The 15032-nt window shown below is 42.6% G+C and carries 12 protein-coding genes and 1 pseudogene; 12 read left to right on the forward strand and 1 reads right to left on the reverse strand.

Annotation, left to right across the window (positions count from 1 at the left end; all coding sequences use genetic code 11):
* Positions 1–70 precede the first annotated feature (70 nt).
* Positions 71–1357 (reverse strand): tRNA(Ile)(2)-agmatinylcytidine synthase, encoded by a 1287-nt coding sequence (locus tag RG963_RS01095; RefSeq protein ID WP_310574458.1) that lies wholly within the window; start codon positions 1355–1357, stop codon positions 71–73.
* A 163-nt stretch (positions 1358–1520) separates the two neighbouring features.
* On the opposite strand from RG963_RS01095, the gene RG963_RS01100 reads away from it, so the two are divergent.
* The 12 genes and pseudogenes from RG963_RS01100 (at position 1521) to RG963_RS01155 (ending at position 14864) form a co-directional block, all read left to right on the forward strand.
* Complete coding sequence (locus RG963_RS01100; RefSeq protein WP_310574425.1) at positions 1521–2504, forward strand: transcriptional regulator; 984 nt, start codon at positions 1521–1523, stop codon at positions 2502–2504.
* Positions 2505–2886: 382 nt separating this feature from the next.
* Positions 2887–3495 (forward strand): phosphoribosylglycinamide formyltransferase, encoded by a 609-nt coding sequence (gene purN / locus RG963_RS01105; protein WP_310574426.1) that lies wholly within the window; start codon positions 2887–2889, stop codon positions 3493–3495.
* A gap of 405 nt (positions 3496–3900) precedes the next feature.
* Positions 3901–5139, forward strand: a complete 1239-nt coding sequence (gene glyA, locus RG963_RS01110; RefSeq protein WP_310574427.1) for a bifunctional serine hydroxymethyltransferase/L-allo-threonine aldolase — start codon at positions 3901–3903, stop codon at positions 5137–5139.
* Positions 5140–5163: 24 nt separating this feature from the next.
* Positions 5164–6027: a bifunctional methylenetetrahydrofolate dehydrogenase/methenyltetrahydrofolate cyclohydrolase gene (locus RG963_RS01115; protein ID WP_310574428.1), complete on the forward strand. Its 864-nt coding sequence runs from the start codon at positions 5164–5166 to the stop codon at positions 6025–6027.
* Between the two features lie 921 nt (positions 6028–6948).
* Positions 6949–8175, forward strand: a complete 1227-nt coding sequence (gene folP / locus RG963_RS01120) for a dihydropteroate synthase (protein ID WP_310574429.1) — start codon at positions 6949–6951, stop codon at positions 8173–8175.
* Between the two features lie 2 nt (positions 8176–8177).
* Positions 8178–8792 carry a methylenetetrahydrofolate reductase C-terminal domain-containing protein gene (locus RG963_RS01125; protein ID WP_310574430.1) on the forward strand — a complete coding sequence of 205 codons (615 nt, stop codon included), beginning with the start codon at positions 8178–8180 and terminating at the stop codon, positions 8790–8792.
* A gap of 24 nt (positions 8793–8816) precedes the next feature.
* A complete protein-coding gene (locus tag RG963_RS01130) occupies positions 8817–9710 on the forward strand; it encodes a methylenetetrahydrofolate reductase (protein WP_310574431.1) in 894 nt (297 codons plus the stop codon).
* Positions 9711–10262: 552 nt separating this feature from the next.
* Positions 10263–11087, forward strand: a complete 825-nt coding sequence (gene cofE / locus RG963_RS01135; protein ID WP_310574432.1) for a coenzyme F420-0:L-glutamate ligase — start codon at positions 10263–10265, stop codon at positions 11085–11087.
* A 262-nt stretch (positions 11088–11349) separates the two neighbouring features.
* Positions 11350–11637 (forward strand): annotated as a pseudogene (gene trxA / locus RG963_RS01140) (thioredoxin); the annotation flags it as partial.
* A gap of 579 nt (positions 11638–12216) precedes the next feature.
* On the forward strand, positions 12217–12624 hold the full coding sequence (locus tag RG963_RS01145) for a DUF1699 family protein (protein ID WP_310574433.1): 408 nt from the start codon (positions 12217–12219) through the stop codon (positions 12622–12624).
* A 403-nt stretch (positions 12625–13027) separates the two neighbouring features.
* A complete protein-coding gene (locus RG963_RS01150; RefSeq protein ID WP_310574434.1) occupies positions 13028–14047 on the forward strand; it encodes an MBL fold metallo-hydrolase in 1020 nt (339 codons plus the stop codon).
* Positions 14048–14450: 403 nt separating this feature from the next.
* Positions 14451–14864, forward strand: coding sequence for an EMC6-like membrane protein (locus RG963_RS01155; protein ID WP_310574435.1), 414 nt, complete (start codon positions 14451–14453; stop codon positions 14862–14864).
* Positions 14865–15032 lie beyond the last annotated feature (168 nt).

The following is a 15032-nucleotide window of genomic DNA, read 5'->3' on the forward strand; positions in this document are numbered from 1 at the left end:
TTCAAGAATTATACGAAAAATTCAAGAAATCTTCCGAACCCAAGATTTGAGGCCATAAGTTTACGGCTTCTTATCGGGCAGGATGAATACCGATATCAGACCGCTTTTCCCTGACCAACGGTTTTGCGAGGTGCCGTCTGGCGCAGGGCGGGACCTCATAAAGTCCTGTTTCAAGGTCTCTCTTTACTTCACATCTTACTTTTGAGGGAACATGTGTCCCGCATTTTTTACAGCGAAACTGCTGTCCCTGCCCTGTAGACTTCATGTGCTTTTCGCAGTTTGGGCATTTTGGGTTTTCTTCTTTATGAAGGGGTGCAAGCTTTTTAATTTCGATTTTTTCAATGTTGAGAGTTCCGGAGCTGGCACTTCCCGAAAGTACAACCTTGTCCCCAGGCATTAGTTTCCTGACAAGTGCTCTGAAGTTCTTTGTGGGTTCGAAGGCTGCGCAGTCGATTTCGTTTCCTTCGTTATCCCTGATAGAGAAAATAACATGCCCTCCATGAATGGTTTTCGGAAATGCCGAAACCATACCCTCCAGCATATAAGAATGCATATCCCGGATTTCAGCGGCGTTTGCTGCGGACAGCAGGTGCATATCCGTACCCTGGTTTGTCCTGTATACGGCAAAACGTTCAACAGGTTCAGATTTGATCATGCTTGCTGCTTCAGTAACGATGGTAGGGGTTTCCCCCCTGATTCCGAAAAGCACGGGATCGGCTGAATGGGGTACACAGACTACAAGCCTGTTTGTAAGGTCCACTGTATCCCAGGTTCCGGGGTAAGTTTTCCTGTCAGCTTCAAAAAAACTTTCTTTTTCTATTTCGCGTGGAGTTCCCCACCTTTCTTTTTGTCTGTATGCCAGGTGCTCGAAAGTGTGATCCCATTCTTCAGGGTTCAGCATGGCCCCGCAGGCTGCAAGAGCGCCTATCAGCCCCCTTCCGTTTTTGAAGCCTTTTGAGGAAATCTCAAATTCCTTGATGAGGCTTTTTGCCTCCTGTATTTCGATCACATTTCTGACAGCCTCTTCCAGAAAGTTTCCGAGGACAGGCTTGAGGATCTTGTAATCTTTTTCCAGAATAAAAACAACGCCAGGGTTTGTTTTTTCGCATTCAATGCGTGCAAGTTCTTCTACTCTGGATATTACATGAGCAATTACTTTTTCCGGGCAGACGGTCTTAAGTTTCAGGGCTACTGCAGCATTTCCTCTTGTTTTGTAGGGAATGGTAGGGTTCAGACGAACAAGCAGGGGAAAAGTTTCAACAGCTCCATAGGCCTGGAGCTCTTCCAGCAGCAAAGCTCCCAGATATGTTGTGCACATTCCTTCGTTTGAATCAGTATCATCAATTCCGATAATCATTTTTCTGGTTCCGGTCTTTTCCGTCTTATTTTCCGCAAACCCGTTTCGGATAACTACAGTTTTCGTCATTCTCCGGCGTATTTTTGCACTGTAAGGATTCTCAAGAGTGAAGAAACATATATATAGATGTTCAAACAGAGATTGATACTGGATTGATACCGGAATGACAAAAGAGGTTCTCATACATCAAATTATTGATGTATTGGCACGTGCGGGCTTTGCACTCTCTGACCGCTGTAATATTCGCCCGAGGAGTTTTGACGTTGCCGCACGGAAAGGTGAAACACTATTACTTTGCAAGGTTTTATTTAACATTGACGGCTTGAATGAAGAAACTGCCAGGGAAATGAAATTCCTGGCTGAGTATCTTGGAGGCTCTTCTATTGTCGTGGGGGCAAAGACCCGAGATCAGATGCTTGAGGACAGCGTTGTGTACATGCGCTATGATATCCTTGTCCTGAATGTCCAGACCCTTCACGATTATTTTATTGAAAACATTCCACCACTGGTTTCAGCAGCTCCAGGTGGCTTATATGTCTCCATTGAAGGAGATCTCCTGAAAAAAGCCAGGATGGATCAGGCAATGTCTCTTGGGACCCTGGCTACCATGGTAGGGGTTTCAAGGAGAACTATCAGTAAGTACGAGGAAGAGGGCATGGATGCGTCGATAGACGTCGTGCTCCAGCTAGAAGACATCTTTGGAGTTGAACTGGCAAGGCCCATAAACATCCTGAAGTCCTGCGGGAGCAGGAAGCCCCGAAAGAAAGCAGAACCCGAAACAGAAGATCAGGTAAAATCGTCAACTCTTTTGGCGGAAGATCTGATCCTTAATACGATTTCAATGCTTGGTTATGATGTACTTCCTACGGCACAGGCACCTTTCAAGGCTATTTCACGGGATAAGTCCTCAGTTATCCTCACAGGAGTCAGCGAATTCAATACAACCGTAATCAAGCGGGCTCATCTAATGAGCAGCATTTCCTGCATTACTGAGACCCAATCCGTATTTATCATCAACGGGTGTTCCAAAATAAAATCAGTGGAAAATACGGTCCTGATCGAAAAGAAAGAACTTGACAAGATAAGTGATTCTCAGGAACTCCTTAATTTCATAGAGGAACGCAAGGAAACACATGACGAAGCGTGAATATATTTTGTAGGTTATCCTTTCCCTAGTTGCCCCACCCGAGTTCCGCTACCCGAGTTCCACTTCGGGAGCACGGGGTCCTTCTCGCTACGCTCGAGAGGACTAATTGAAAGGGCTTATTTACGAAATTACAGTTTTTCCGTGTTTTTCGTATTTTCGGTGTATTCCTTGTTTTATGTGATTTCGGTGTACTCCGTGTATTCTGTGGTTATTGATTCTATTCCAAGTTTTTCCATACCTTGTATGGTTATGGATTCTTGAGTTAATTAGTGTAAATATTTACGTCCGAAGCCGTATTTATCCTCAAATCTCTACCTGTAGTTTTTCCAGGTGCCATAGTTCCAAAACCCTAATATAGCACTGTTTCAATCTAAACGCTTCGATGATGGTGAAGATTGCGGTGCTGGTCTCTGGAAGGGGTTCGAATCTCCAGGCGATTATAGACAGCATTGAAAAGGGTTACATAAAGAATGCGGCAATTAATGTTGTTATTTCCAACAAGGCAAATGCCTATGCTCTCGAACGCGCAAGAAATTATGGAATAAGCGCTGTTTTCCTTAATCCTGATGAGTACGATAGAGCGGGATATGACAGGGAAATCCTGAATATTCTGAAACAGCATAACACGGACCTTCTTCTGCTTGCAGGCTATTTCCGGATTTTGGGAAACGAAATAATCGGGATCTACAGGAACAGAGTTCTGAATATTCATCCGTCTCTTCTTCCGGCTTTCAAAGGACTTCATGCCCAGAAGCAGGCATTCGAATACGGGGTAAAAGTTGCAGGTTGTACCGTGCACTTTGTAGATGAAGGGCTGGATTCAGGGCCAATTATCCTCCAGAAATGTGTGCCTGTGCTCCCGGAAGATACGGAAGAGACTCTTACTGCCAGAATTCTGGAACAGGAACATATTATCTACCCTGAAGCTGTTAAGCTCTTTACCGAGGGTAAACTTAAAATTGAAGGCCGAAATGTAGTAGCCCGTATTTGAGTAGCCGATTAAGTTCATGCTCAAACCGGAATAGATTTTACCGATTAATAACCTTATTAATACCCTGATAATTATAAATAATTCAAACTTATAGGTACCTCCAAGAAACTTTGTAGGCCACAAGGGCTTTCCAGATTTCGAAATCTCCGAGCTTGAAAATATCCAGGAGCCTTTTGCTGGAAGTTCTAAAACGTCAGTATGAAACTCCCTAAGAAAAAGTTACAAAGCCTGTTTAATTAATCCCCTTTGTCAGCGACTTTTGTCGTTGAATACCTCAACCTCTTAGTAACTTTCAAATATATCAGGCAGTTCTTAAACACCCGCATGTTAACACTAATCAACCCAAGCCACAAAAAACCCTTCACTTTAACTAAATTTTAAATAAGCATATCCCAGGTGACAGTAATGTCTTATATTGAAAAAGTTGATCCGGAATTGTCCGAGGCTATCAAAAAAGAAGCCGAGCGCCAGGAATACAAATTAAACCTTATCGCATCCGAGAATTATGCAAGCAGAGCCGTGATGGAAGCTCAGGGCTCGATTTTGACCAATAAGTATGCCGAAGGGTATTCCGGCAAGCGATACTATGGCGGCTGCGATTTCGTGGACGTTGCTGAAGACCTCGCGATTTCCAGGGCAAAGAAAATCTTTAAGGCAAATTACGTTAACGTCCAGCCTCATTCGGGTTCAGGGGCCAACATGGCTGTCTATTTCTCAGTTTTGCAGCCCGGAGATACCATCATGTCCATGGACCTCTCGCATGGAGGGCACCTTTCCCACGGCAGTCCTGTGAGTTTTTCCGGTAAGCTCTACAATATTGTGCCCTACGGAGTCAGTAAAAATACTAAGATGCTGGACTATGCCGAACTTATGGAAATGGCAAAGGAATGCAGGCCCAAACTGATTGTTTGCGGTGCCTCCGCTTATCCGCGTGAGATTGATTTCAAGCAATTCAAAGAAATCGCTGACGAGGTTGGAGCCTATTTGCTTGCGGACATTGCCCACATTGCAGGACTTGTAGTTGCAGGTGTGCACCAGAGTCCTGTGCCTTATGCAGATTTCGTTACCACCACAACCCACAAGACCCTTAGGGGTCCAAGGGGCGGAATGATAATCTCCAGGACAGAAGAGCTTGCAGTCGGAATTAACAAGGCTGTGTTCCCTGGCATTCAGGGTGGGCCTCTCATGCATATTATAGCTGGAAAGGCAGTAGCTTTTAAAGAGGCAATGGGTGAAGAATTCAGGCAGGATCAGATCCAGACCGTAAAGAATGCAAAGGCCCTTTGCAACTCTCTGAAGGAAAAGGGTTTTGATATCGTTTCGGGGGGCACGGATAATCATCTTATGCTTATTAACCTTAATAATATGCATATAACAGGCAAGGATGCCGAAGCAGCCCTGAGCAAAGCCGGAATCATTGCAAACAAAAACACAATTCCCTTCGAAACCCGCAGCCCATTTGTTACGAGTGGGGTAAGGCTCGGAACCCCTGCCTGTACCACAAGGGGTATGAGGGAGAGAGAAATGGAATTAATTGCCGATTATATCGAAATCGCAATCAAGAATGCGGCAAACGATAGGCTCCTGTCGGAAACAAGTGGTAAGGTCAGGGAACTCTGTTCAAGGTTCCCGGTTTATTGCTGATCGAAGAGGGCCGGGTGTTTTACAATGTCAACTGAAGGATGTGAATCAAGGGTCATAGACGGTAAAGTTCTTGCACAGCAGATTGAAGAAGAAGTAAGGACAGGAGTTGAGGACCTGGAAAGCGGCCGTGGAGTTACTCCCGGGCTTGCTACCATCCTTGTAGGAGATGATCCTGCGTCGAGGATGTACGTCCGGCTGAAACATAGAGCATGCGAACGTGTGGGCATCAGAGCAGAAGACTACCTTCTTCCGACACAAGCCAGTCAGGAGGAACTCCTCTCCCTGATATATACACTTAACAAAAATAAGGATGTCCACGCAATCCTGCTTCAGCTCCCGCTTCCGACACATTTTTCCCCGCAGGAAGCAATGGAAGCCATAGCCCCTGAAAAAGATGCGGATGGCTTTCACCCTTACAATATGGGAAAGCTAATGATCGGGGATGAAGGTCTTGTTCCCTGTACCCCCCATGGGATTATCCGGGCGCTTGAAGAATATAATGTGCCTGTCCAGGGCAAAAATGTGGTTATTGTCGGGCACAGCAATGTTGTTGGAAAACCCATGGCAGCAATGTTCCTTAACCGGAATGCAACAGTTTCGATTTGCCACGTATTCACAGACGATCTTAAGAAATATACGCTCGGCGCAGATATCCTGGTAGTTGCCGTAGGTGTAAAACACCTTATCAAAGCCGACATGGTAAAGGAAGAGGTAGTTATCTTTGATGTGGGAATTACCAAGGAAGAAGACGGCGTATACGGAGATGTAGACTTCGAAAATGTGATCAAGAAAGCTGCTCTCATTACTCCTGTTCCTGGCGGTGTAGGCCCTGTGACAGTTGCAATGCTTATGAAGCATGTACTGAGATGTGCAGAAAACTCTTTTTAAAGCTTCTTTATTAAGGCCCTTTTACCAGGCCTTTTATCCTTTCCTTTCTTGAGACTTTTTATTTCTAAAGCTGTTTTTTCTTATACTTTTATTTTAATTTACTTTTACTAATTTCTGATAAATAAGTAGTACTGTTTTGCATTCAGCGGTTTCCTTATCATATCCAATGGTACAGGATGACGATCCATGTGATAATTTCCTGGCAAACAGAGGGTAAGGCACCGGATTATCAGGTCAAGGCACATAAAATTCTTATTCTTACCATTTCATATTAAAGCAATCAAAGTTGTTTTTCCAATTGTGCCAGATAAGGAAATTCAACCCTATTTTCTTTATCTTGCCAGCTTACGATAACAGCAATTGTTTTTTATAGATTATTCCTTAATTAATGCACAACATTGCTTTCCCAATTGTGTCAGATTAATTCTACACATCAATATTTTTATGTATTATTGAAGCTTATTTTACTACAATAAGAATTTACTACCAATAATACTCAAACTAATTATTGGATTTAAATATATAGGCTAATTACTATAAAATACTCGGCCGCTAAAAACCAGGCCACTAATACATCTCAAAGAGGTCGTAAACAGATTTTAAACAAATTTACCTGATAAATCCGGCTGATATATATTAATTAATATATGGTTACAGTGATTATTTATTTGATCCTGATAATGATATATCAATTAAATCCCCATATCCGGAAGACTCCGGGGTGGAATAAAAGGTTTTTTCAGGGAACATTCATAAAGGCGGAATATACCGCATTCCCATTTACGATTCAAACGGATAACACTGAAATGTCTCATGACTGAAAAGCATCTGTGAGGCTGCATCCATCAAGACATCTTTACCGATGTCCGTTAAGTGCTGGCTGGCGTTAGCTGATAAATTCATATAGCCTGGTTGTCAAAAATGGTTGTTGATACTGATATCTGCGGTATAAAAGTAGGAGATCGATACCCTGCACATGTAATGGGCATTATTAATCTTAGCCCGGAGTCCTTTTACGAAAGCTCTATTGTAAGCCCGGATTCGGTGCTCGAGATTGCGCTGAAAATGGTTCAGGACGGAGCAACTTTTCTGGATTTGGGAGCCCGTTCAACCTGGAGACTTGCCGAACCTATTAGCAGGGAAGAGGAACTCAAACGTATCCTGCCAGTGCTTAAAACTCTGGAAGGCAATGTGGATGCTGTGATTTCCGTGGATACAATGTTTCCTGAAATCGCAGAAGAAGCTCTCAAAAGAGGAGCTGAAATTATAAATGATGTTTCCGGTTTTACTGCAGATCCTGGAATGATTGAAGTAGTGGCAGATCACGGGTGCCCTGCCGTTGTTATGGCTTCTGAAGTAGTTCCTGGAGATCCTCTTGGAATGGATTCTATTATCGGAGCACTTGATTCTATAATACAGGCTGCTGAAGCAGGGGGAATAAATCCTGAAAATCTTATACTTGACCCTGCAATAGGCATGTGGACAGAAGAAAAGCTTCCTATCTATGATTTTGAAACCCTTGACGACTTTGAACGCTTGAAGATTTTTGAAAAGCCTTTGTTGGCAGCCCTTTCAAGAAAATCTTTCATAGGGGAGGTGCTTAAAAAGCCTGCAACTGGAAGGATCTATGGCAGTTTGGCCGCTGCAGCTATTGCAGTATATAAAGGCGCAAATATTATTCGTACGCACGACGTGCCTGAAACCTTCGATGTTGTAAAGCTTTCAGGGGCTCTAAGAAGTCGGCCAAGTATAGTAAAAGAAGGCAGGTATGAGGTCTCTGTGCTTGAAGTAAAGACCCCGCAGGATGCAGGCATAGCTATGCGAAAACTTGGAGCTACCAGGATAGGCTCGCAGGTAATGCAGAACAAAAGCATCCACCTTATGCTGAAAATTCGTAATCTTACGACTACAGAGGCTCTGATAATAAAACAGGAGATGCTTGCCCGTGGAGGAGATGCAGCTCTGGCAAGGGACGCAGTTTCCCATGAAACGGAAATGACTGACGTGCTCGTAATGGGCACTCTCCTGCAGTTTGAGCGCCTTGCGAGTAAACTTGAAGGTCAGGCACGCTCCCTCCCACTTATTGCCGAAATGATCCGCAAATGTATTGCAAACCGGAACGATCTGGAATATCGATATTTGAGGTAATTATGATTATAACTTCAGCAAAACCCCTTGAAGAAATCCTGGCCCTATTAAAAGATGAAGACGATATCTTCGTTATCGGATGCAATGTCTGCGCCGCAAAACTAAAAACAGGAGGAGAACCCGAGGTTCTTGAAATATGCAGGCGGCTAGAGGGACACGGAAAGCGTGTTGTAGGCTGGGCTCTTCCCACCGCAGCCTGCAGTGTCCGGTCTTTTGAGTCTCTGGCCCAGAAAAATGAAAAAATAAATGAGGCACACTGTATTCTTGTCATGGGCTGCGGCAGTGGAGTTTCGACTGTTGCCAGTGTAACGGAAGTGCCTGTATACGGTTCAAATAATACGCTTTCTCTGGGAGGTTCTAGCGAGGGCAAATTGCTTTCCGGCCAGTGTATAATGTGCGGTAACTGCACAATCAGCGAATTCGGAGGGCTCTGTTCCAAATCCCAGTGCCCTAAAGGGCTTCTGAACGGGCCCTGCGGAGGGGCTGTTGACGGAATGTGTGAAGTAAACAGAGAGAATGACTGTGTCTGGAATCTTATCTATGAGCGCTTGAAAAAAATCAAGAGACTTGATCTTCTTTATTCTATCCATGCCCCCCAGGAGCATGGTTTTAAATAATTTCATATCTAATATTCTTATTTAATGCTTTTTAATTTTCGTGAAAAACTGAATTCCAGCAAATTTCTGGTTACTGCTGAAGTCTCTCCTCCTAAGGGAACAAGGTTTTCAGTCCCCCTGGAAGATGCTCACCAGCTCAAAGGCATTGCAGACGCTCTAAATGTTACGGACAACCAGTGCTCGATTATGCATATGAGTTCCCTTGCTTTTAGTAAGCTTCTACTTGACGACGGGCACGAACCTATTATGCAGCTCACATGCAGGGACAGGAACAGGATAGGGCTTCAGTCAGATCTTTTGGGAGCGTATGCTTTGGGTATCCGGAATATCTGCTTGATGACAGGGGATTTTCCTTCGTGTGGAGACCATCCCGGTTCAAAGCCAGTATATGACCTCGATTCCGTACAGCTCCTTCAGCTTGTCCGGAAGCTTGAGTCAGGCGTCGATTTTGCAGGAAATATGCTGGACGGAGGGACTTCTTTCTGTACAGGCGCTGTCTCAGGAATAGATCCTGAAAAAATCCTACAACTCATAAAGCTTGAAAAGAAGGCTAAGTGTGGAGCTGATTTTATCCAGACTCAGGCTGTCTATGATGTAGGTATGTTCGAGGAATTTATGGAAGCCATAAGCCACCTTGAGGTACCTGTGATCGCAGGCTTGATCCCTCTCAAGTCCCTTGGAATGGCTGAATACATGAACAAGAATATCTCAGGAATTAATGTGCCTGAGGAAATCATGTTCCGAATGAAAGAAGCTTCCAACCCTATTGAAGAAGGCCTTTCCATAGCTTCCGAGACTATCAAGGAGCTGATGAAACTTTCAAGAGGGATCCATGTTATGCCTATCGGATCTCATAAAAACACTCCCAGACTGCTTTCGATGGCTGGAATTTCAGGAATTAACGGAATACAAAAATAATTTTCTTAAAATGGGAGGTTCTTCTCCTTTTCTTTAAGATTTAAAACTTCCGATTTTGTGTATTTTGTGCCGTTAATTTACTCCTTTTTCTTAAAAGCTTATCTTAAAACCTCTTTTATTCTTAATAATTAATGAGTTTTCAAGATCGTTTTCATACTCAGAAACTCTAGTGAGTAGTGAAAAAAATGATAATAGCTAATGAGTTTGCTCGGAACCTGAAATCTTTTGAGGAATCAAAGCTGAACAGGCTATCTTCGAAAGCTGTTACAGTGAACTGAAACATTCGCTTATAACATCTGCCTGAAAGCAAACCATTGGGAGAAAGTCTTTTCAGGTCCGATTTCTATCTTTCTGGAAGGTTAGTTGAGGCTTTTCAGGTTATATTTCCGGGAAATTTTCCTTATTTTCAGCCTCTTATCCTTGGAAGGAGGTTTTCTGAACTTTCGGATACATTTATTAATACCTTCCGGTATTTTACGGTTTGATTCCGTATCTATTGATTCATGGTCCAGAAGATTAGAGCTAATCATCAGCTTTTAAAGGCAGTAAAACATGAATTCAGAAAACACTTACATTCAGATGTTCGGGATTAAGACCCCTATTATCAAGGAAGGGGACGACATCGTACAGATTCTCGAAACTTCACTGGAGGACGCAGGCCTTGTTCCGGTTGATGGAGATATTTTCGTGCTGGCCGAATCTGCGGTTGGCACGGCGGAAAAAAGAATTGTCAAGCTTGCAAGTATTACTCCCGGAGAAAGGGCCCGGTTTCTTGGGGAAAAATACGGGATCGATCCCAGAGAAATGGAACTAGTGCTTCAGGAATGCGATGAGGTTTTCGGGGGCGTACCCGGAGCTGCCCTTACCATCACAAAAGGTGTTTTGGCTCCCAACGCAGGGATCGATGCATCCAATGCTCCTGAAGGCCATGTAGTCTTGCTGCCAGAAGACCCGCGAAAAAGTTCGGAAAATATTCGGAGCCGGCTTGAGCAGCGTTATTCTTGCAGGCTGGGAGTAATTATCGGAGACAGCAGGACTCAGCCTCTCAGGCTTGGCTGTTCAGGGATTGCGCTTGGAGTTTCAGGGTTCATACCTGTGGAGGACGCTCGGGGAACTTTTGATATATATGAAAAACCCCTTCTTGTTACATATAAGGCTGTAGCAGACAACCTCGTTTCGGCTGCTGAACTCCTTATGGGGGAAGCAGGGGAAAAAGTGCCCTGCGTGCTAATCAGGGGTGCTCCGGTAAGTATGGTAAACGAGTCTCCGGACGTGCCAACAATCTCAATGGAAGGCTGCATGTACTTCGGCAACATAATTAAAGGCCGGAAAGAGGAGAAAGGCACGGGAAAAATGCGTGATTCCTCAACGGGTTAAAGCTTGCTGGGGTTTTCTTTTTTACATGCGTTTATGAGAAGGCACATGAAACTGAGATAAGCATTATATATTTTCGAAGATAATATATACAATAAAGTGAGTCCCGACCCTGTATTTGGCAATTCCGTCTTTGAGGCCTCCTGTCATTCAGGATTGGGGTTTCGACAGCTTTGTCGTACAGGCGTTTATAGGCAGTGTAGGTATGATTTTTCTCTATGCTTTCCGGAATAGAAAATGAGAATAGAGAAAGTCTCAGACGTTTCAAAGTAATATAGGTGATTTTATGAAACCGATGTTATTGGACTTTTCCGCAACATGGTGTGGACCTTGCAGGATGCAAAAACCGATTATTGAAGAGCTCGAAAAGAAGTACGGAGATAAAGTTGAGTTCAAAGTTGTCGATGTGGATGAAAACCAGGAACTTGCCTCCAAATACGGCATACATGCTGTCCCAACATTGATCATTCAGAAAGATGGGGCAGAAGTGAAGCGTTTCATGGGCGTAACCCAGGGAAGCGTATTAATGTCGGAACTGGACAAACTTCTCTAATCGTTTTTTGACAAAGACCACCCGGGGTTCCAGAGGCCCGGGGCTAATCTTTTCCATATTCGTTTTTTGAGCTTTTTCCAGCCCTTAAAGCTTGAAATCTTACCTTTTTAGATCTTTCTCTGCTTCCACGGAATTTTAATTCACTTATATTGAAGTGTTTTGATGCCCGTTTTCTGCTCAATGCTCACTGCTCACTATTTTTTTCAGTAATTTACCCCCACTTAATTTCCTTTAATTAGAGTGGAAAAGTATACTGAGATCAACAACTGAAAAAGTGTGAGAGATCAAGGAATTAAAGGCCAGAATGATTGGATCATAATAATTAAATCAGTTTCCAGAAATAAATTATAGCAGTTAGATTGACAAAAATCGAATCAAAAGAGAAGATCAAGTTGTAAAAATTGGCTTCCATTTGTTTCTTCGTTTCTTCCGGTTGATTAATGAAATCTTTTGGGGATAAAAAATCCAGAATACTATCTAAATAATGTTAGTTCAATGGGATAAATATTTATAGTCAGTATAACCTACTATATCAATGTAAAAACGTACAAAAAAAATTTACAGTGGGAAGAGAAAAACATGAAAATAAGAGTCGTTAGTTCCAGAGAAGAAATCTTTACACTTAACCCTAATGAGCGTGTTGTTCACCTGGCCTTCAGGCCGTCGAACAAGGATATATTTGGACTGGTTGAAACCTGCCCGAAGATTGAAGTAATTCAGTTACCCAAATCTTACATGGCAACGGTTTCAAAGTCCATAGAAATGTTCCTTAAGATGCAGAGAATTGAGCTTATCGAAGGAGATGTCTGGGGCCACAGGAAGGATATAAACGAATATTACACTATTCCGTCCTCAGTGACTGAAAAAATAAAGGAAATGAAAACCGAAGGTAAATCCACTGAGGATATCGAAGCAAAGGTTTCAAGGGAAAGCAAGCTTAACCCTGGAATGGTTGCTTATATCCTGACCAAAGAATCTCCTGCCTAAATTTCTGCAGGATAAAACATGCCTCCAGGCATTTTACTGGAGATTAGACCGTACAGAAAGGTACTATATCTTTCGTGATCTAATCTTCAGCTTAAATCTTATATTTAAGGGAAATGAGAATCTTGAAATTATAATTCAGGTTAATTTTTCAGAATTCATGTAAATTTATCAAGAAGATCCTTTTCTTTCTTCAGGATCAATTAAACTTTCGTTTTTTAGACAGCATCCACCCATTAAACTGTTTACTCTTTCTAAACAACCATCATTAAGATGAAAGCCCGAATTTTTAAGGCATTGATTCAATTTTTATCTGCCTTCTTATATTTATACAATATAGTAATCACGAGTCTACGGGATTTCCCTAACCTTAAATAGCTTAAGTGTGATCTCCTCAAGGATTTGCGTGATTTCTAAAAAACTAATTGATCTTGGTGTGCTGGCGCTCAGGCAGCGTAATTCTCGCGGGACTTTTAAACCGCATATTTCTCTCCGATTCAGGAATGACGGCGGGGATTTACGCACGTTTTCCATTGACACGACCCGCACGCCTGGAAAGCATCCGCAGCCGGATGCCTATCTGATCACCCATGCCCATTCCGACCATCACGGAAAATCGGCTATGCTCTCCCCAAATGCTGTGTGTTCGGATAAAACGGCAACGGCCCTTGAAATCAGGCACGACAAAAAATATGTGGGCAACATATGCGGGGTTGGGGAGGAAATCGAGGTTGAAGGGGTAAAAGTAAAGACCTTTCCTACCGAACATACTGCAGGCGCTACTGCTTTTTATTGGGAAAACGATGTAGGGACAAGGATTCTGGTTACGGGGGACGTCAAAGATGCGAGTAAGCTTCCTTCCTGCGATGTCCTTATTACTGAGGCTAACTATGGGGACCCGGCAGATCCCACCTGTCATTTTACAGATGACCTCGAAGGCATGAAATGTGCCCTTTTTGAACATGAGTCAGTTGCTTTCGGGGCATATGAATTTGGAAAAGCCCAGCGAGCAGTTGAACTCATAAGGGGTTTTGGATATGATGGCGCTATCCGTATGGAAGCACGAACCAGAGCACTTACCCGCAGTATGCTTGAAGATGCCGGGGAACTTACAGGTTTTGATTCCGAAGGAGAGGATGGAGTTTTCGTAGTAGCTCCCTGGGACCTTAACAAACTTCCCTGGAACATTAAAAAGTACGTGCTCAGCTGCCGAATGGATTATACTTACCCGACAATCAGGATAAGCGACCATCTTGATGCCTGCGGGCTTGAAGATATGGTTAGAAAAATTAACCCTGAAGTCACTCTTGTCTATCACCCCGGAGGGGACAGGCCTTCTAAATTTTCAAAACATTTAAATTCAATAGGAATCGATTCGATATCCATAGATCAGATAGGTAATGTTTTAAGCAATGAATTTATTTAAAGCTGTGAAATTCAGTCCTAACATTCAATTCCAATAATTTAATTCCGTTGATCTCGTTCCAGTAATTTGATTCCGTTAATCTCGTTCCAGTAATTTGATTCCGTTAATCTCGTTCCAGTAATTTGATTCCGTTAATCTCGTTCCAGTAATTTAATTCCGTTAATCTCATTCCAGTATTTATTTCAAATAATCTTATTTCAATAATTTGATTCTAATAATTTAAATATAATGATTTAAATCTAATACTCAAACCTTATAATTCAAACTTTCTAATTTAAATCTTGTAATTTAAATTTTATAATTCATACCTCATAATTCAGGTCTAATTTTTAACTGAGATTAGACCCTGACTACGATGACATTCCCGGAATATTAATAATTGCCGTTCAGGAGAGTACACAGGTTGAGTAAGCAAAACCCAAAGTTAAAGTCCAGAAAGGAACCCGTAAATACTACTGAAGTTATTGCAGAAGGTTCCGTAGCGAACGTTGAGCCTCCAGAGAAGAAGAATCTGATTAAAGAAAGGACGCCTGAGGAAAAGCAGAAAGAACATAGAGATGGAATTATAAAGACGATAGTAGCTTCAGTACTCGGAATACTGGCAGGAGTTTTAATCTTCAAACTGTACGGGGCAGGAGAAGATAGGATCTGGTATGCCGTACTGATGATCATTATCGCACTCACGTATTTTATACAGAAGCTTATCTATCCTCAATTCAAGATCGATACCAAGGAATTTAAGGCAAAGGATTGGTTTTACGTGGAGTTTATAATCATTGATTTCTTCCTTGTTACCTGGACCCTGCTCTTGAATTGAATTCCACTTTCCTGAACTGCAAAAAAGGCTTTTCCCAGATCGAAAGCCTTTTTACACGGTCTCTTTTATTATCGGCTTTTACCTGCTCGATTCACCAAACTTATGTATGACTTACCTATTTATTTTATAAACATCTTGAATAACTGATGTTTCATGCCTGTAATAGTC

The organism is Methanosarcina baikalica (genome assembly GCF_031461075.1).
Lineage (GTDB): Archaea > Halobacteriota > Methanosarcinia > Methanosarcinales > Methanosarcinaceae > Methanosarcina > Methanosarcina baikalica.